The organism is bacterium, from assembly GCA_035281585.1.
Taxonomy (GTDB): domain Bacteria; phylum UBA10199; class UBA10199; order DSSB01; family DSSB01; genus DATEDP01.
The window spans coordinates 30,993-49,449 of sequence record DATEDP010000167.1; the positions used below are offsets into that span (position 1 = coordinate 30,993).

Below are 18,457 nucleotides of genomic sequence, written 5' to 3' on the forward strand. Positions count from 1 at the left end.
ATCCCCCCTTCCCCCCTTTTTCAAAGGGGGGTAAGAGCCTCTTGCTAGGAGCGACCTGCTGCACTATACCTAGCCCATTCAACCCTAGGGGAGCCTTCGGGCTGAGAAACGTGGTCAAAAGCAAGGATCGGCTTTTGCCGATCCGCGCAGCAAATTCGAAGAATTTGCGAAGTGCAAAGCCCACGTCGACCCTTCGAACCTGATCCGGTTAGTACCGGCGTAGGAAAGCGGTGATGATCCAGATTCGACTCAACGGCGAGCCCCATTCCCTGTCCGAGCAAACCAGCCTCGCCGACCTGCTACGCCAGCTTGAGGTCAACCCCCAAAAGGTCGCGGTCGCCAAGAACCTCGAGGTGGTGCTCCGTTCGGAGCTGCCCCACACCCGGATGGAAGAAGGCGATGAAATCGAGATATTTCAAGCTGTTGGAGGAGGATAATGAATTCAAAACTTGAAATTGCCGGCAAGGCTTTCGGCTCGCGGCTGATCCTGGGGACCGGCAAATATCCCTCGCACGAAATCATGCGGGCCGCCCATGCAGCTTCGGGGACCGGGATGGTGACGGTGGCGATCCGGCGCCTCGACTTGAACGCGCCGCGCGGCGAATCGCTGCTCGACTTCATCGACCGGAGCAAGATCGCCCTGCTCCCCAACACCGCCGCCTGCTTCACGGCCGAGGACGCGATCAAGACCGCCCGCCTCGCCCGCCAAGCCCTGGAGACCGACTGGATCAAGCTCGAGGTGATCGGCGACGAGAAAACCCTTTTCCCCGACGTCGCCGCCACCCTGAAGGCCGCCGAAGTCCTGGTGAAGGAAGGCTTCGTCGTCCTGCCCTACGTCATGGACGACCCAGTGGCCTGCCTTCGGCTCCAGGAGCTGGGCTGCCCGGCGGTGATGCCCTTGGCGGCGCCGATCGGCTCGGGCTTGGGGATTCGCAATCCTCATAACTTGCGGATCATCCTGGAGCAGGCCAAAGTCCCGGTGATCGTCGACGCCGGTGTCGGCGCGGCCAGCGATGCCGCGATGGCGATGGAGCTGGGTTGCGCCGCCATCTTGATGAACACCGCCATCGCCGGCGCCAAGGATCCGGTGAAGATGGCGAAGGCCATGAAAGCCGGCGTCGAAGCCGGGCGCCTCTCTTTCGAAGCCGGTCGGATTCCGAAGAAGCTCTATGCGAGCGCGTCGAGCCCGATCGAAGGAACGATTTTTTAAGCACAGGTCATCCTGAGCGAGCGAAGGATCTGCGACTGGCCAAGAAACTATGGGACTCAAGAGTCCCTTCGTCTCTCGAAATCCCCTTAGGATGACCGAAGGGGATTGGTCCTTTCAAAGCACCTTGGTAGGTCGCAGATCCTTCGCTTCGCTCAGGATGACATCGCAAGGAAACAATATATGTCACTAGCCCCCTCCCCCCAATTTCGCGAAGAGCTCCAAACCTTGAACGAAGAGGCCACCCGGCCCTTCCCCAACTCGCGCAAGGTTTACACTCTCGGCTCACGGCCGGACCTTCGGGTGCCAATGCGCGAGATCGCGCTGGCCGCACCGAATCCGCCGGTCCAGGTTTACGACACCACCGGGCCTTATCTTGATCCCCAGACCCGGATCGATCTCAGCCAGGGCTTGCCGCGACTCCGGGATGCCTGGCTCAAGGAACGCGGCGACGGCGGACCGCGGCCGGGGCGCAACGTCAGCCAAATGCACTACGCCCGCCGCGGCATCGTCACGCCGGAGATGGAGTTCGTGGCCATCCGCGAGGGCTTGAAGCCCGAGTTCGTCCGCGATGAAATCGCCCGGGGCCGGGCCATCATCCCGGCCAACATCCGGCATCCCGAGCTCGAGCCAATGGCCATCGGGCGGAACTTCTTGGTGAAGATCAACTCCAACATCGGCAACTCGGCCGTCACCTCCTCGATCCAGGAGGAAGTGGAAAAGCTGCTCTGGTCGATCCGCTGGGGCGCCGACACGGCGATGGACTTGTCGACCGGCAAGAAAATCCACGAGACCCGGGAATGGATCATCCGCAACAGCCCGGTGCCGATCGGCACCGTTCCGATCTACCAAGCCTTGGAGAAAGTCGGCGGCAAGGCCGAGGAATTGAGCTGGGAAATTTTCCGCGACACCCTGATCGAGCAGGCCGAGCAAGGCGTCGACTACTTCACGATCCACGCCGGCGTCCGCCTGGCCTACGTCCCGCTCACCGCCAAGCGGGTGACCGGCATCGTCTCCCGCGGCGGCTCGATCATGGCCAAGTGGTGTTTAGCCCATCACCGCGAGAACTTCCTCTACAGCCACTTCGAGGAAATCTGCGAGATCATGAAGATGTACGACGTGAGCTTCTCGCTCGGCGACGGCCTCCGGCCCGGCTCGATCGCCGACGCCAACGACGCCGCCCAATTCGGCGAGCTTGAGACCTTGGGCGAGCTGACCAAGATCGCCTGGAAGCACGAAGTCCAAACGATGATCGAGGGCCCCGGCCACGTCCCGATGCACTTGATCAGGGAGAACATGGACAAACAGCTCGAGCTCTGCGACGAGGCGCCCTTCTACACCTTGGGACCGCTGACCACCGACGTCGCGCCGGGCTACGACCACATCACCTCGGCAATCGGCGCCGCGATGATCGGCTGGTTCGGCACCGCCATGCTCTGCTACGTCACGCCCAAGGAGCATCTCGGTCTGCCCGACCGCGACGACGTCAAGGCCGGCATCATCGCTTACAAGATCGCGGCCCACGCCGCCGACTTGGCCAAGGGCCATCCCGGCGCCCGGGTCCGCGACGACGCGCTCTCCAAGGCCCGCTTCGAATTCCGTTGGGAGGATCAGTTCAATCTCTCGCTCGATCCCGACACCGCCCGCTCTTACCACGACGCGACTCTCGGCCATGAGTCGGCCAAGCTCGCCCACTTCTGCTCGATGTGCGGGCCCCACTTCTGCTCGATGCAGATCACCCAGGAAGTGCGGGACTACGCCGCGAGCCAGGGCATCGGCGACGCCGGTGAAGCCTTGGAGGCGGGGTTGAAAGAAAAGTCGGCCGAGTTCCAAAAACGTGGCGGCCGGGTCTACTAGCGAAAACTCCCTTGAGGTCTTGAACCCCCAGAAGCGCCATTCCTTTGGCGGCATTTGAGGCGTCTCGCTCCAAAATGAGGAAAAGACCGAAGAAGTACATAAAAACACTAATTATTTCAAATAGATATAATCAAATTTTCCCGCGGCCTTTGGCATAAGCATTGCTCTATAGCTTAGCGAAGGTAAGGCGGGCGCAAATCACTCCGGGCGCCTGTACAATTGGCTTGGGCGCGCGATGACTCCAAAAGTTCCGAATCAGAATCTCTCCTTCCTCGACTGGGATCCCGGCAAGAATTCGCCGGCGCCCAAAGAGTCCGACGATTGCAACGGCCGCTGCCACCCCTCGCCGAAAAACGTTCCCGGCTCCTCCTTCAAAAACAGCAACACCTGGTTCCTCGATTCGCTTAAAACCGAAGGCAAGTCGCCGCCGCTGAATTTTCCGCTGCGTAATTTACCGCCGGTCGCTCCGCCTCCGCCGCCCAAGGTCGAGCCTAAGCCGACGGTGAAACCCAGCGCGCCGGCCGATGCCGCGGGCTTGAACGACCAAGCCAAGGAGCTCGAGCGCCAGGCCCGCTTGTGCATGGACCCGGAGCAGAAGACCCGCTTCTACCATTCGGCCCTTTCTTTCCGCCTGCTCTCCGGCGACGATGCCGGCGCCACCGGAATCTTGAACGAGCTCGAGGGAATTTATAAAAAATCGAACAACGAAGCCGGACAAAAATTGGTCGCGGCTACCCGGCTTTGGGTCGATGGCAAGCCCGACGATGCGCTCAAGGCCCTGTCCGATATGGAGAAGGAAGGGACCGGCTGGGCCTTCCACCAGCAATACAGCCACCACCGCTCGATGCTCTTGCAAATGGTGGCCGGCGACAAGATCAAGAGCGGCGACTACGAAGGCGGCAAAGCTCTCCTGATGAAGGCCCTGCTCCTGACGCCGACCGATCAGCTCACGACCAAAATCCTCCGACTGATGGCCGATCACGGCGACGCCGACATCCTCCAGCAACGCAAGGACATCGAGAACCTCGAAACCCAGCGCGAGCGATTGGTCAGCGCGGGGACGCCTTGCAACACCGGCTGCCACACCTCGACCAATGACAAGCTGAACGACTTCGACTTTCCGGCCTTGAACGTTCCAGGAATGAACTCGGGCCCCGACTTGACGCCTTACCGCCACCTCAAGCTCAGCTATGACCAGAAGCTGATGCTCGCCCACATCGACGCCCGGATCGACGAAGCCCGCAAGCAGCTCGGCAAGAGCAGCCAAGCCGTGGAAGAGCTGCTTTTCCTGCAAAAGCTCGAAGAGCCGAAGACCGACATCGCCGAATTCGAAGCGAAGTTTTTGAAAGGCTCCAAGCCCTTCGACGGCCCCGACCGCTCGCTGCCTTGGCACCTCGCCGGCGAGGCCTACCTGGCGAAGAAGGATTGGGCCAAGGCCGCCGCCGCGCTCGAAACCGCGGTGCGCGAGGATCCCAGCCTGGTCGACGCCCAATTCTCACTTGGTCACGCGCTTTACGCCACCGGCGACTTCAAGGCCTCGCGCGACGCCTACACCGAGATCCTCAAGCACCAACCGCAGGACGTTATGGCGCTGCGCTACCGGGCCGACGCCAACACCCAGTACCTGACCGCGCTTGATCCCAAGCTCCATGCCGATGAGATCACCGCGGTCAACGCCGAGCTGGCCTCCGACAAGGCGCTCTTGATGGCCCGCTTCGCCCAGGGCGAGAAAGACAAGCTGACTCAGCTCGCCAAGCAGCTCGAGCTGCTCCACGAGGGCGGCGACGCCTCGCTCGAGAGCCGTCAGGGCACGGTCGAGATGATGGAGCTGATGGCCAAGCAGTACCTGGCCCTGGCCGAAACCAAGCAGGGCAGCGTGGCCAACGTCGAATTGGTCCGCAAGGAAATGAACGGCTTGGCCAGCCAGACTTTCGATCTCCTGGCCAAATTCGCCAAGGCCGATCCCGATCCCGAGATCAAGAAGCGGGCCGGGCTCTACGAAGGCTACAGCCTCTTGGCCCAGGGCAAGGTCGATGAAGCCGTCAAGACCTTCGAGCCCTACCGAGCCACCGTTCCCGAGATCGAGAAGATCCTCGGCACTCTCGAGAAAAACAAGCTGCGGATGGTCAACCTCGCGGCCCTCGATGCCTGGGCGGTCTACAACAAGGAAGGCTCCCGCATTCAGGCGGACAACCAGAACGGCATCCTCGGCAGCGGCATCGGCCTGATCGAGGGCGCCTTCCGCAGCGACGGCAAGGATTTCCGCGACGACACCAAGGCCCGCTGGGAAGGCCAGGTCGCCTTCGTCGCCGAGCTTCGCGCCAAAATCGAATCGGGCAAGGCCGACACCATCCTCGAGGCGATGAAGCTCATCGAGGCCGACGGCCCCGAATCGATGAAGGGCGACGCCCGCTACTACATCAATTACGAAGACAAGGTCATCACCGGTTACCCGCTCGGCGCGATGGTCCACTTGGTCGACAAGCTGCCGCCGGACAAAGGCGAGGCCGCCGACTTGTACCGCAAGGCCTGGGATCTCGAGCGCCAGAACTCCGGCGCCATCGAAAGCCCTTACGCCCTCTACACCCTCGTCAACGCCTTGGACACCGAAGACGGGGTCAAGGATGCCGCCCGCTCGAGCATGGACGCGCTCGAGGGCAACGGCAGCTTCGGCCGCTCGGTCTTCAAGTTCGTCACCTCGATGAGCCCCGAATCGCTGGCGGTCGACGTCTTGCTCATGGTCGGCTCGGCCGGCCTCGGCAACATGGCCAAGCTGGCGGCGCTCTCCCGCCTCGAGAAGGCCGGCGTCACCGGCTACAAGGCGGTCGTCCTGGCCGGCGCGGCCGGCGTCGGCGTGGAAGCGACGGCGCTGTGGGCGGCCAACCTCGGCAAAGAGGCGATGGTCAAGGATCCGAGCAAGGTTTTCACCGCCGACCACATGTTGAAGAGCTACGGCGCCACCCTGATCATGATCGGCGGCCTCAAGGGCTTCGGCGCCTTGGGCGAAAGCCTGGCGCCGCGCGCCGCCAAGAGCCTGGGCCTGGTCACCGAGGGCGGAACCAAGCTGACCGCCGGCGGCAAGGTCTTGAGCTGGGGCATCGGCCACGGCATGGGCATGAGCGGCATGATCGCCACCAGCCACGTCAACCAGGCCATCGGTCTCACCCCCAAGCCGCTCGGCGGCTGGAAAGAAGGCTTGGTCCACGACGTCTTCGGCTACGTCCAATTCGCGGTCGCCCACAAGATCGCCGACCGGGCCTTCGGCGGCAAGCTCAGCACCTTGAGCAACAAGCAGCACACCGAGATCGCGGTCAAGGAAGCGATCGCCCTGGCCAAGTCCCATGCCGACGCCCTCGGCTTCCGCGCCAGCCGCGGCCCCAAGGGCGAGCTCGTCGATTCGCCGGCTCGCCAGCTCGTGGTCGGCCTTCTCGTCGACTCGGCGCTGAACAAGCCCGGCTTCAGCGGCGGCAAGCTCGCCAAGCTGGTCGAGCAAAAGAAGCTCGGCGAGGCCAACGCCTATTTCGCCGAATTCGGCCTGCCCCTCGAATACAACAAGGCCGGTGACCTAGTCGCCGTGGCCCGGGGCGAGCCCTCGCCGCACGAAGCCGCCGGAATCCCGGCCGGCAAGGCCAAGCCGCCGCCCAAAGCCAGCGAGGTGATCAATGACCTCCTCGACAGGGCCGCCAACTTTCTGTTTCCCAACGACGGCGGCGGCAGCGGCGGATTGGCCACCGCCAACGGCGCCCCCCTTCCGGGCGGCCGCGCCCAAGCCGAGCCGGCGAAAGGCCCGCCGGCGGTCTACATGGCCGGCCGAGGCCGCGGGACCAGCAAGACGACCAAGAGCACCAAAACCGCCCCGGCCGAGCCGGCCAACCCGCCGGCCGAAAAGGCCGCCAACGACAACCAGTACCATGAGGTCGTCGGCCATATTCTCAAACCCGGCGAAAATATCGACGCGGTCTTGCTGGCCCTGGCCAAGCACTTCGACAACCCCGCCAAGATCATCGTCATCAATTGCGAGCGTCCGCTCGAAAATACCGATGTCCTCACCCAGAGGATCAAAGACTTCGACGCCGCGGCCCGGATCGAGATCCACCAACCTGGAAAGCCTCCGATCGAAGTCGCCGGCAAGACCCGGATGGACCAGATCCATCCCGATGCCGCCTCCGACGGACACCTGCTGATGTGGGAAGCCAGCCCCAAGGGCGTTCGCGACCTTTTCGAGGTCCCGGGCAAGGACGGCCAAATCTTCCTCGCCACGCCCGAGGGCGTGAAACGGATCGAAATCACGACCACGACTCCTCTTTCCAAGGAGGATATCGCCTACTTGACCACGCGAGCCCGCGACCTCAAGGTCGAGATCGAGGTGTCGGTCCACGACGGACGCAAGATGACCTTCGAGTCGACCGCCGATGGCCTGAAAGTCCGCAGCGACAAGCCGACCAATGCCGAAGAGGTGAACGCCTTGGTCGACCTGGCGGTCCATCACGGCGAGAAGATCGAAATCACCACGCCCGACGGCAAGATCGAAATCCAAAACGGCGCCACCGCCAAGGACTCGAAGGTTTTCACCTCCGAAGCCAAGCTGGCCGCCCTGGCGCCCGAGCGCATCACCCTGAAGCTCGACAAAGCCCCCAATCCCACGGAGCTAAAGGCCCTCAAAGACCAAGGGATCAAGAACATCATATTCCAGCACGATACCACCGCCGCCAATTGGTTCGTCGAATCGATCGAGCTCATGAAGGGATCCCAAGGCCTCAACATTCGGGCGGTCGATCCCAGCGGCAAGTTCTTGTGGGAGAACATCGTCAAGCCCAGCAGCGAATCTCTCACCGCTCAGAGCGAGATCTTCATGAACGGCTTGGCCGCCCACGCCAAAACCGCCGGATGGAAGGATCGGCTGGCCGAAACCCGGAAGCTGTTGGGCACCGAAGGCCAACGCTTCCAATTCGCCGGCGAAGCCCTGCGTTGGGCCGCTTCCCACGACATCTCCGACGCCAGCATCCCGAAGGGCAAGACCGAACCGACGATCACGCCCGAGCAAGTCGACAGCTGGATCAAGCGCGGCACCGAGCTGGCCGTCACCAAGCAAGCCAAAGCCAAAGAGAAGGGCCGCGACCGGCTGGCCGACGAGCTCGCCCCCTTCGCCGAGGGATTGAGCCTCGATCCCGCCAAGACCGGCGGCTGGAACCAAGCGGTGGACGGTTTGAAGGCCTATCTGGCGAAGGATTCTCGAAACCCCGCGCTCGCCGGCAAGTTGTTCGAAATCCTCAACCGCGAGCCCTCCTCTTCCTCGGCCTACGAGAACAATGCCCACGACCTGGCCAACCACTTGGCCACCTCGGAAAATCCGCATACCGGAATCAGGGACGTGGTGGATTTCGCCAACAACTCGACCGGTCTTTTGAAAATCGAGGGCAGCTATTTCGGCTCCTTCTTCAAGGCGAGCACCGACACCGGAGCCAAGGCCGAAGTTGCAGCCTTCAATGACTTGGTCACCCAGGCGGGTGTGCTAACCGCCCAAGGCCGCCAGGTGACGATCGAGGCCATCCCCACCAGCAAGCTGCTCGAAGGGACGACCCCCGATATCGCGGTCACCGTGACCGAGGGCGCCATGACGGCCAAGTATTTCGTGGAGATCAAGCGAGCCGGGCGAGAGACCATCACCCGCAGCGGCGTCAACGCCAAGGACTTCACCGCCGAGCTCGAAGCCGGCTACACCGGGAAGAAGTCGGATGACTCCACTCTCGGGAGCTTGATCGGCAAGGGCTTGTATCAATTGGGAACCTATAAGGGCAAAGGCGCCGGCGACTACCTGGTTTTGAACCTCCGCATGGGTGGCGAGCCTCCGACCTACTTCGAAGCCGCCATGAGGCAATTCCTGAAGGACAACTGCCCCGGCGTCGCCATCAAGGTTCAATATGAAGTCGGCGGAACTCCGGTCACCTTGACCCTGCGAGCCGACGGCAGCAGCCGATATTCGGCGTACGACGCCAACACCAATATCTTCGCGCCCTCGCTGGCCGCGACCGGCAAATAAAACAAGTTATTTGGATTCGGGGGGACGATCCAACCACTTTTGGTAGGCTTCGAGGATCTTGGACTCGGCCGGAAGGCCGGGGAGGCTCAAACGTTGTCCCATCAGCAGCCGGGTGCCGGGGCCTTGGGTATAATGCCCTAAAAGTTGGATCGAGGCTTCGCTCAAACGACCCATGGCCGCATTCAAGGCTTCGGGAGCGCCCGGCAGCGGAGCATCGAAAAGCCGCCGATGGTCGAGCCGAAGCTCTTCGGCCAGAACTTCCCGAGAATAGGGGGTGACTTCCCCGGAAGGTGGAAGCGGTCTCATTTCGCCGGGCGATGACCGCATCAGTTTCATCTCGACGAAAGCCTCAGCCATGGCCTGCAAGGGCAGGTCGCGGGCGGCGCTGCCGAAGAGATCAACCAATTCGGGATGGAGCCCTTGCAGGTTTTTCCTCAGCTCTTCCCTGCGGGGAGCCGGAAGCTTGGCAATCACTTCCTGTTCCAAGGTCTGACGCCGAATGTTGGAAGCCGAGCCCAGCATCACGTTCTCGACTTCGGCCTTAAACCTAGCTTCTTTGTCATTGTCCATCGGACGAGATCTTAGCACCCGAAAAGCGGAAAGATCCACCACTTGTTGCTCAGCCGCGCCCTCTTCCTCCTTCGATTTCGGCCCGCCGGGGGCTCGGGGGCCCTTCCGGGAACCGGAACCGCCATCGCCCATGCTCTCCATATAAAGAGGTCGGCCCAGTTCGTAGATCACGCTGACTTCGACCGGACGGACCGCGGGTCCAATCGCCGTCGCCATGGCCGGCGAAGCGGGGAACCATCGGACGCTTGGGGGCATGGTCGTCGTCTGCCAATCGAAGCGGCGCTGCAACGAATGGAAGCGCGCCCCGAGAACTCCGTCGGCCAGCCGCCCGGCGGCCACGAAATGCAGATAGGTCGCCAATCCGTCGGCCAGGAAGGTGGCGGAGCTCGATGCCGGCTTCAAGCCGAGGCGCTCTTCGGCCCGCTGGGCCAACAAAATTCCGCTGAGCATCGCGACTTGAGGCACCGCCCCCTTCAACGCTACTCCGCCGCCCAATCGGAACGCCGCTTCCTGGCCGAGCGCCCCGGTGCCTTTCAGTATGGCCAAGGTTAAGCCGACTCCGGCCAGCTCCTGGCCGACGGTGCGGGCGCTCCAATCCTGGGGCTTGCCTCCGATTTGACGGCCTAGCTTGGAGGTGAGAAGAAAAACCGGGGCCTCGGCTCCGAGACCGGAACCGGCGGCGATGAAGTTGGCCGCTGCCCGACCCGGCAAATAGGCCCGAGCCGAGCCGCTCCAGAGACGAGCCATGGTCGCCATCTTGGTGGCCCGAAAAGCCAAGGAGCCGGCGCCGAAAGCGGCGATGGCCCACGGATCGTCGAGCTCGTGGCTGACGCGGCGGAGCATGAACTCGAAACGGTCGCCGAATTGCCCTTGGCCCTGCAAGACCTTGGCGCTTCGGTCGACGGCTCTTTCCAGCTCCAGGAAACCGCCCCCAAGTTCGGCGGAGATGCTCTCGAGAAGCGCCAAGGACTCTTCAATGCGGTTGTCCCGCTCCAGGCGGCCGGCCAAATGAATCGCTCCCGCCCAAAACAGATCGGGATCCTTTTCCTTGGAAAGGGCCTCCAGCTCGGCGAAAACGGCCGGCCCCAATCGGCTTTGGTAATGGTCGCCAAGCAGATCATAAAATTGGGAGACAAAATGCCGAGGCTCGAAGGAATGGGACTCGGGAGCCGGCAAGGGGCTGCCGGATGGACGGATTTCGGTCGTGATATCAGGGTGCCCCATAGGTGTATCGCCCAACTACCCGAAAATACTAAAAAAAACAGAAGGACCTATCAGTACATATCGTCTTTTTCCGCCTGAAGTTGCGCTGACCACCATAAAAAATGCTCAGTCCGAGGACAATTCGAATTTTCCGGCGTGGTTCCGGTAAAGATTGAGCGAAGTCTCGGGATGGCGACGGGGCCGAATTTCGATTTTTCCGAATGCCAGGTCACCCCATTGATTCAAAACATTGACCAACATTTTTCCGTGGTTGGGTTCCCAATCGCGGAGGATGGAAACCGACAAGGTTTGACCGTCCTCCAATTTGACCTGGCGAGTGTATTGGAGCTGCTGAAGCAAATCCATGACGTCGCTGCTGGAAAGCGCGATCCCCGGCTCCCAAGCCAGCGGCCGGTTCCAACCGGAGCTCCGGCCCTGGACCTGGTCGTTGAGACGCTGAAAGGTGTGGGTCTTCTGAGTCCGATTGTCGTGAACGACCAAGATGCACCCGGCACGCAAGTCTCGGAAGATATGCTGCCAACTTTCGACGTTCGTCGGGATGCCGGAGGCCGACCCTTCGAACCACAGCTCGATGCGCCGGGGGGTGGAGCGATCGGACAAACGGCTCGCCACGTCCTTCATGCCTTGGAGCGAGGTGACCACCGCGAAAGGCTGGACCAAGCCCGGTTTTTTCGCTTCGGTCGGGGTCAAAGCTCTCGGAAAGATCGGACGCTCCTCGGCTTTCAAGGTCACCTCGAGACCCGGCTCGCTGGCGGCGGCCGACGGCAAAGGAGATAAGATCCTGCCGGCATCTTCGAGGGTCCAGTCGCCCTCGGGAGCGCGGTAACGATAGGGCGGCACCCCGTCTCCCAGCTCGACGTTGAAGGACTTTCCGGCGATCCGATAAAACCTCAAAGTCCGCTCGATGAATTTGGGATAGGACAGCTCATAGCCTTTCGGGCTCTGGCCCTGAAAACGAACCTGGTATTCGATGTCGGGGGAAGGCCGCGGTTGTCGAGTTTGACTTTCGATGTAGAGATAGAGATCGAGCGGGGTTTCGGCTTCGAATTCGTGAGTTCCCGAATAGCGATTGAGCCTCCAGATCGGATCGTTCTCTTCGGTCCAGAGCAGCCGCCGTTCTTCGACCCTGCCGGTGAAGGTTTTTCGCTGGGCCACTTGCAGGATTCGAAACGGAGTTCGGTCGGGAAACTTTTCGCCAAGATCTTTGGTCAAGGCGTTTAAATAGGCGGGGGTCACCAAGGCGCTGGGCGAAATCTTTTGCATGGCTTCCAAGCCGGGCTCGAGCACGATGGTCCTGGGATAGTGCCAACCTTGACGGTGACGGTAGGCCGAAGTCAGCATTCGCGGAATCGCCTCGACCGAGGAGGTGAACATGGGAACCGCGTTGGAGGGCTGGGATGTTTCCAGGGGAAACCACCTATTACTCACCGTGTCCCTGCCGAAGCCGAATTGGCGGGGAACTTCAAGCGCGGGGTTGCTCTTGTCGCCGTTCCCGTCGTCGAAGGCACTGCTTAGCAAGGGGGACTGGGCCAGCTCTTGAATAGAGGCGCCGGCGCCCAACTTTCCACCGGCCGAAGTCGCGGCCGCGAAGGCCAAGGCCGGAATTCGGCTGCTGGCTCCTGCGAGATTTTCCGCCCGCCAATCCATCCGTCGTTGCAAACTTTGAAATCCGGCGCCCAGGACCCGGTCGGCCAAGCGGGCACCCACCAGGAATTGGAGATAAGTGGAAAAAGTGTCGGCCAGCAAAGTCGCCTCGTTCGAATGGGGCCGCAGGCCCAAAGCCTCCTCGCCGCGCCGGGCCCCGGCGATGCCGCCCAGCAAACCGACTTGCGGCGCCGCGGCCTGAGCCAGACGACCCAAGACGGAGGCCCGGGCCAAGGGACTGCCCTGCAGGGCTTGAACGGCCTCGCGGCTCAAAGCTCCGGCGCCCTTCAGACAAAACAAAGTGAGGCCGACGCCGGCGAGCTCATGGCCCAAGGTTTCGCCGCGCCAATCTTGGGGCGCTCCGCCGAGCTGGTGACCTAGTTTGGTGGAAAATAGGAAGACCGGGGTTTCAACGCTCAAGCCCGCCGCCGAGGCCAAGAGGCCGGCGCCGCGGCGGCCCAGAAAAAATCCCTGGCCCGGGCTCCAAAGCCGGGAAAGCGCGCCGAGCTTGGCGGCGCGGAAAGCCAGCGAGCCCACGCCGAAGCCGGCGATCATCCAAGGATCGCTGGCTTCGCGGCTCAAGCGGTGCAGCAAGAATTCAAAGCGCGCACCGCCCTCCCCTTCGCCGGCCATCGCCTGCAAGCTTCGTCCGGCGCGGGCGCTCAAGCCGGGAAAGCTTGCCGCCGCCGATTGGGCGACCGTTCCATACAAAGCGGCGGCGGAGTCGAGTCGATCGCCCCGCTCCAAGCGATCGGCCAGGCGCAGCGCCTCTTGCCAAAACAGCTCGGCATCTCCTTCACCGGCGAGGGCTTGCAGCTCCCGGAAGACGCTGCGGCCGAGCCGGGCTTCGGGATCGGGGCCAAGGCTTTCCAAAAGCTCATGGACGAGCATTCGGGAATCAAAAGATGAAGGAAAGACCGGCTGTACAGCGGCCGGCGAGTGGATTTCGCTCGTCAAACGAGGGTGCCCCAAGGTCATAGAATCTCAAAACCTACGCAAGATGGATGACTTAGAGCCCTCGTGGATATCGTTCCTTAGCCGGCGAAGTTGCGCCTCGGCAATAAAAAAAGGACCCAGCCGCCCGAAGGCGGCCGGATCCCCTTGCGGACAAAAAAGCTTAGAAGCTCAGGTTCAGCACCGTTTCGGCGCCGGCCGAGATCTCGACCGCGGCCTCCTGGGTCGGGAAACCGCAGGTGGCGGCAACGGCGTCGTAGCTGCCGGCGGCCAATTCGGCCGAATAGGAGCTGCCGTTCAGGATGTCGAGCGACTCGACCTCCACCGACTCGGGCAAGCCGCCCAAGCTCAGCTCCTGCTCCAGGCTCAAGAAAGCGAAGGTGTCGGCGTCGGCTCCGGTGATGGCCAAGGTTCCACCGAGCGTTCCGGTTTCGACGACGGCCAGAGTGAAATCCTGGACCGGGTTGGCGGCCGCCACCGCCGCAAAATTGACCGCGGCGGTCTCGAAGCCGGTGGCGGTGGCCACCAGGTTATAATCGCCGGGGCGAACGAAGAGCTGATAGTCGCCGTTGAGATCGGTCAGGGTCGAGGCCTGGATGAGGACCCGATCCACCGGATCGGCCGCTGCCGGATTGAAGACTTGGGCACTCACTTCGGCGTTGGCGATGGCCGCGCCGTCGGCGGCGAGGACCCGGCCGGTGATCAAAGTGAAATCCTGGGTCTCGAGCAGCTTGATCGTCGGCTTGAGATTGTAAATGCCGCTATTGCCGGCCACCACCACCGAGGCCGCCGCGTCGAAGTCGAGGATCAGCTCGGTGGTCTGATTCTCGGCCACCTCGCATTTGCCGGCGCAAATGATCTTGATGCCGGTTTGCTCGCCGCTCGGCACGGTCAGCTCGTGAATTTCTTGGTCGTCGGCGTCGACGACGTAATTGGCGAAGGGATGGCTGTGACAAAGGATATTGGGACCGTCATCGGGCACGGTGCCGATGATCAGGCGAACTTGGTTATAGCTCCCAGCCTCGAGCGGACCTTCGCCCAAACCTTCGACGACCCCATCGGTGAGATCCAATAAATTGAAGGTCCGGTTGGGCTCGGCGACGGTCACCCACCCTCCTTCGACATCGCCACCCTGCTGGTTGACTTGAATCTCGGTGATCGTGACGTAAACTGCGGAATAATCTTCGGTCGGACCGTCGGTCAGTCCGACCGACATGGTGCCATTGCCCGAACCACCGCAGGCGCCAAGGGCAAAAAACGAGGCAAATCCAAGGGTTTTTAATGATAAGCTCAATGATTTCATTGCATTTCCTCCTCATGGGGTTGAGAGAGATCACGACGCCTCGACGCTTATTTTACCGCAGAGTCACAATTTTTATCGGGGCGGCTTAACTGGCTGGATTTCGACCATTTGACCGGGCTGAAGGCTGCCCAAGACGATCTCGCCATGGCGAACCCGGATGAGACGAAGCACTCGGATGCCGACCGCCTCGAGCATCCGGCGAATCTCGCGCTTGACCCCCTCGCCCAGCGTGATTTCGATCCAGAGGCCCCCCTTCGAAGGGATTCGTTTCAGCTGCAGGGCCTTGACCCGCTTTTCTTCCAGCTCGATGCCGCCCAGCAAGCGCCGGCGCTCTTCCGGTTCCAAGGGACGCGAAACCTGAACTTGGTAGACTTTGCGGATTTCGAAGGAGGGGTGGGTGTAGCGTTGGAGAAATTCGCCGTCGTCAGTGAGCAGCAGGAGCCCTTCCGACTCCTTGTCGAGCCGGCCGACCGCGTTGACCTCCGGTGGCAGCCGGAGCAGGTCGAAGACGGTCTTGCGGCCCTGAGGATCGCTCTTGCTGACCACGACTCCGCGCGGCTTGTAGTAGGCGAAGTACCGGTGCTTGGATTCGGGCTGACGCAGCGCTTTGCCGTCGACCTCGATCGAATCGGCGGCCGGGTCGGCCTTGACGCCGAGCTCGCGGACGATCTTGCCGTTGACTTTGACCCGGCCCGAAAGGATCGCGGCTTCGGCATGGCGGCGACTGGCGATGCCGGCGCGGGAGAGGATTTTTTGCAGGCGCTCGAGCATGCGAATTCCCTCCCCTTTGTAAGGGGAGGGTTAGGGAGGGGTAGAGCGATAGCAAAACGCAAAAGCTTGCTTCTTTAGCCAGCTCTCTACCTCCCCCTGCCCCCTCCTTACAAAGGAGGGGGTTTCTCCTCCTCGCTCTTCTCTTCCGCGAAAATCTCTTTCTCGACGTCGCGAAGCCCTTTTAGCGAGGACTCGAGGTCGAGGATGGCTTCCTCATCCTCTTCATCCAAAGCGGCGATCATCTGCTGAACCGCCTCGCCCTCGAGCAGCGAATCCTCGGGCTCGAGCTCGGCCTCGTTCTCGACCACCGTCCCCTCGCCGCTCTTGCGTTGGAACTCTTCTTCCAGCTCCCGGAATTCCTTCAAGGTCGGAAGCTCCTGGAGGCTCTTGAGCTGGAAGAGCTCCAGGAAGTCCTGGGTGGTGCCGTAGAGCATCGGCTTGCCGGGCTCGTCCTTCTTGCCGACGATGCGAACCAGGTTTTTCTCGAGCAGGGTCTTGAGCACACCGCCCGAATCGACGCCCCGAATCAAATCGATCTCGACCCGGGTGATCGGCTGCTTGTAGGCCACGATGGCCAAGGTTTCGAGCGAGGGCTTGGAGATCTTGGTCGGCTTGGGCTGGTAGAATTGCTGGAGGATGGCGGCGTTCTCCGGCTTGGTCCGGAACTGCCAGCCATTGGCCACCTCGGTGAGCACGATCCCACGCTGATCTTGGGTCCGGTACTCGGCGGCCAGGTCTTCCAAGGCCTGAATGATCTCGCTGCGGCCGATTTTTTCGGCCTCCCGCTCGGCGACCGCTTCCAATTGGCTGGCGGGGTCGGCCGGCGGCTCGGTGGCGCCCGCCTCGCCTTCGCCGGCCTCGACCGCCGGCCGGGCCAAAAGCTCCTCGTAATTTTGCACCGCCACCAGCATTTCCGGGACCTTCAAGGGGTGCTCCGAGACGAAGATCAAGCTTTCAAGGAAGGATTTGAGACGGATGCTTTCCATATTTCACCTATTGGATGGTCACGTTGGCTTCGATGTTCTGCAAGTCGGCGCCCTCGAAAACCGGGACCATGTAAATTTCGCCGTAAGTTTGGTTTTGGGTGACCTGAAGGACCTTGAGCCGGACCATCTCGAGGATGGCCAGGAAGGTCACGATCAAGCGGTCGCGGGTGGCTTCGCCCTCGAAGAGGGCGCGAAACTCGACCATCTCGCGGCCGCGCAGCCGGTCCATCAGCTCGTAGATCCGTTCGGTCACCGAGACTCGCTCGACCCGGACCTCGTGGATCGTCTTGGCCGGGGCCTTCTTCAGCATCTCGTAGAAGCAGCTGATGAGCTGGAAGAGGTCGACTTCGACCGGAGCTTCTTCCTCCTCGATCGGGTCGATCGGGACGCTGTGGGTGAAAACGTCGCGGCCGAGCATCGGCCGCTCGATGAGCTGGGTGGCCGCCTCTTTATAGCGCTGGTACTCGAGCAGGCGCCGGATCAGCTCGGCCCTTGGGTCCCCACCCTCTTCGTCCTCCTCGCCTTCCTGGTGGTCGGGCAAGAGCAGCTTGGATTTGATGTGGGCCAGCTCGCTGGCCATCAGCAAAAAATCGCCGGCCAGGTCGATGTTCAGCTCCTCGAGCAAATTGAGATATTCCATGTATTGCTCGAGGACCAAGGTGATCGGGATGTTGACGATGTCGAGGTCGTTCTTCTTGATGAGATGGAGCAGCAGATCGAGCGGTCCCTCGAAGACTTCCAAGTCGACTTTATAGGCCGTTTGGCTTTCCATGGTCATAGTCCCATCACCTCGTAGACCTTTTGCAGCTGAACCTGGGCCGCTTTGCGGGCCCGCTCGGCGCCGGCGGCCAGGATCTCGTCGACCCAGGCCGGCTTGGCTTCGAATTCCTTGCGCCGCTCTTGGATCGGCTTGAGGAAGGCGATCAAGTTTTCGGTGGCCAGCTTCTTGTCCTCGACGCAGCCGATCTCGGCGGCCCGGCATTGAACATTGACCCTCGCGATCGTCTCCGGCGGCGAGAAGAGCTTGTGGTAGTCGAAGACCGTGCAGACGTCGGGATTGCCGGGGTCGCTGCGCCGCACCCGCGCCGGATCGGTCACCGCGTCGCCCATTTTTTTGCGCAAGGCGGCTTCGTCGTCGCTCAGGTAAATCGAATTTCCGTAGCTCTTCGACATCTTCCTTCCATCCAGGCCCGGAACTTTCGGCGAAGGCGTCAAGAGCGGCTGGGGCTCGACGAAGGTTTCGCCGTAAAGGTGATTGAAGCGGCGGAGGATCTCGCGGGAAAGCTCGAGATGGGCGACCTGATCCTGGCCGACCGGAACATAATTGGCCTTGTAGATCGCCACGTCGGCGGTTTGCAAGAGGGGATAGCCCAGAAAACCGTAAGTCGAGAGGTCGCGGTCCTTCAGCTCGTTTTTCAGCTCCTTGTAGCTGGGAACCCGCTCCAGCCAGCTGATCGGCGTCAGCATCGAGAGGAGGAGATGGAGCTCGGCGTGCTCCGGCACTCGCGATTGGAGAAACAATGTACAGCGCTGGGGATCGAGGCCCACCGCCAGCCAATCGAGGAGGATATCGCGGCTGGCGCCCCGCAGAACCTTGGGGTCCTGGTATTCGGTGGTCAGGGCATGCCAGTCGGCCACGAAGAAGTAACAGCGGTACTGCTCCTGAAGCTCCAGCCAATTCTTCAAGACCCCGAAATAATGGCCCAAATGGAGCTTTCCGGTGGGTCGCATCCCGCTGACGACGATTTTTTCGGTGGTCATATCTGGTAATGCCTCGTAATTATTATGCCAATAACAGAGAAGGCCGGGCCGGGCAACGGCGACATTTTCCCCTTTTCATTTTTCCCGGACCGGGTTAGTTACCGGAAACACAGGGTTTTCAAGCAAAATCAACATCTCGT

11 protein-coding genes and 1 riboswitch are annotated in these 18,457 nt (G+C 61.7%); of the genes, 4 read left to right on the top strand and 7 right to left on the bottom strand.

Going from position 1 to position 18,457, the window contains the following annotated elements:
* The first annotated feature begins 76 nt into the window (after positions 1–76).
* Positions 77–243: riboswitch (TPP riboswitch) on the top strand.
* The 4 genes from thiS (at position 234) to VJR29_14790 (ending at position 9,104) form a co-directional block, all read left to right on the top strand.
* A complete protein-coding gene (gene thiS, locus VJR29_14775; GenBank protein ID HKY64667.1) occupies positions 234–437 on the top strand; it encodes a sulfur carrier protein ThiS in 204 nt (67 codons plus the stop codon). It overlaps the preceding riboswitch by 10 nt.
* Complete coding sequence (locus VJR29_14780) at positions 437–1,210, top strand: thiazole synthase (GenBank protein HKY64668.1); 774 nt, start codon at positions 437–439, stop codon at positions 1,208–1,210. Before thiS ends, VJR29_14780 begins: the two co-directional genes overlap by 1 nt.
* Positions 1,211–1,390: 180 nt before the next feature.
* Positions 1,391–3,064, top strand: coding sequence for a phosphomethylpyrimidine synthase ThiC (gene thiC, locus VJR29_14785; protein ID HKY64669.1), 1,674 nt, complete (start codon positions 1,391–1,393; stop codon positions 3,062–3,064).
* 235 nt (positions 3,065–3,299) lie between these two features.
* Positions 3,300–9,104, top strand: a complete 5,805-nt coding sequence (locus tag VJR29_14790; protein ID HKY64670.1) for a tetratricopeptide repeat protein — start codon at positions 3,300–3,302, stop codon at positions 9,102–9,104.
* A gap of 6 nt (positions 9,105–9,110) precedes the next feature.
* On the opposite strand, the gene VJR29_14795 is transcribed toward VJR29_14790, so the two are convergent.
* From VJR29_14795 to trpS, 7 genes are all read right to left on the bottom strand, one after another.
* Positions 9,111–10,898, bottom strand: a complete 1,788-nt coding sequence (locus tag VJR29_14795; GenBank protein ID HKY64671.1) for a hypothetical protein — start codon at positions 10,896–10,898, stop codon at positions 9,111–9,113.
* 105 nt (positions 10,899–11,003) lie between these two features.
* Entirely contained in the window at positions 11,004–13,433 is a 2,430-nt protein-coding gene (locus VJR29_14800; GenBank protein ID HKY64672.1) for a hypothetical protein, read from the bottom strand.
* A 226-nt stretch (positions 13,434–13,659) separates the two neighbouring features.
* Positions 13,660–14,712: a DUF4382 domain-containing protein gene (locus VJR29_14805; GenBank protein HKY64673.1), complete on the bottom strand. Its 1,053-nt coding sequence runs from the start codon at positions 14,710–14,712 to the stop codon at positions 13,660–13,662.
* A gap of 159 nt (positions 14,713–14,871) precedes the next feature.
* Complete coding sequence (locus VJR29_14810; GenBank protein ID HKY64674.1) at positions 14,872–15,570, bottom strand: pseudouridine synthase; 699 nt, start codon at positions 15,568–15,570, stop codon at positions 14,872–14,874.
* A gap of 107 nt (positions 15,571–15,677) precedes the next feature.
* Positions 15,678–16,556: an SMC-Scp complex subunit ScpB gene (gene scpB, locus VJR29_14815; GenBank protein ID HKY64675.1), complete on the bottom strand. Its 879-nt coding sequence runs from the start codon at positions 16,554–16,556 to the stop codon at positions 15,678–15,680.
* Between the two features lie 7 nt (positions 16,557–16,563).
* Entirely contained in the window at positions 16,564–17,334 is a 771-nt protein-coding gene (locus VJR29_14820) for a segregation/condensation protein A (GenBank protein HKY64676.1), read from the bottom strand.
* A complete protein-coding gene (gene trpS / locus VJR29_14825; protein ID HKY64677.1) occupies positions 17,331–18,317 on the bottom strand; it encodes a tryptophan--tRNA ligase in 987 nt (328 codons plus the stop codon). Before trpS ends, VJR29_14820 begins: the two co-directional genes overlap by 4 nt.
* Positions 18,318–18,457: the final 140 nt, after the last annotated feature.

What these genes read in the sequence shown, in the direction of transcription:
- thiS (HKY64667.1), top strand. Translation starts at nt 234, where the DNA reads ATGATCCAGATTCGACTCAACGGCGAGCCCCATTCCCTGTCCGAGCAA.
- VJR29_14780 (HKY64668.1), top strand. Translation starts at nt 437, where the DNA reads ATGAATTCAAAACTTGAAATTGCCGGCAAGGCTTTCGGCTCGCGGCTG.
- VJR29_14795 (HKY64671.1), bottom strand. Translation starts at nt 10,898, where the DNA reads ATGGGGCACCCTGATATCACGACCGAAATCCGTCCATCCGGCAGCCCC.
- VJR29_14820 (HKY64676.1), bottom strand. Translation starts at nt 17,334, where the DNA reads ATGACCATGGAAAGCCAAACGGCCTATAAAGTCGACTTGGAAGTCTTC.
- VJR29_14800 (HKY64672.1), bottom strand. Translation starts at nt 13,433, where the DNA reads ATGCTCGTCCATGAGCTTTTGGAAAGCCTTGGCCCCGATCCCGAAGCC.
- VJR29_14790 (HKY64670.1), top strand. Translation starts at nt 3,300, where the DNA reads ATGACTCCAAAAGTTCCGAATCAGAATCTCTCCTTCCTCGACTGGGAT.
- thiC (HKY64669.1), top strand. Translation starts at nt 1,391, where the DNA reads ATGTCACTAGCCCCCTCCCCCCAATTTCGCGAAGAGCTCCAAACCTTG.
- trpS (HKY64677.1), bottom strand. Translation starts at nt 18,317, where the DNA reads ATGACCACCGAAAAAATCGTCGTCAGCGGGATGCGACCCACCGGAAAG.
- scpB (HKY64675.1), bottom strand. Translation starts at nt 16,556, where the DNA reads ATGGAAAGCATCCGTCTCAAATCCTTCCTTGAAAGCTTGATCTTCGTC.
- VJR29_14810 (HKY64674.1), bottom strand. Translation starts at nt 15,570, where the DNA reads ATGCTCGAGCGCCTGCAAAAAATCCTCTCCCGCGCCGGCATCGCCAGT.
- VJR29_14805 (HKY64673.1), bottom strand. Translation starts at nt 14,712, where the DNA reads ATGTCGGTCGGACTGACCGACGGTCCGACCGAAGATTATTCCGCAGTT.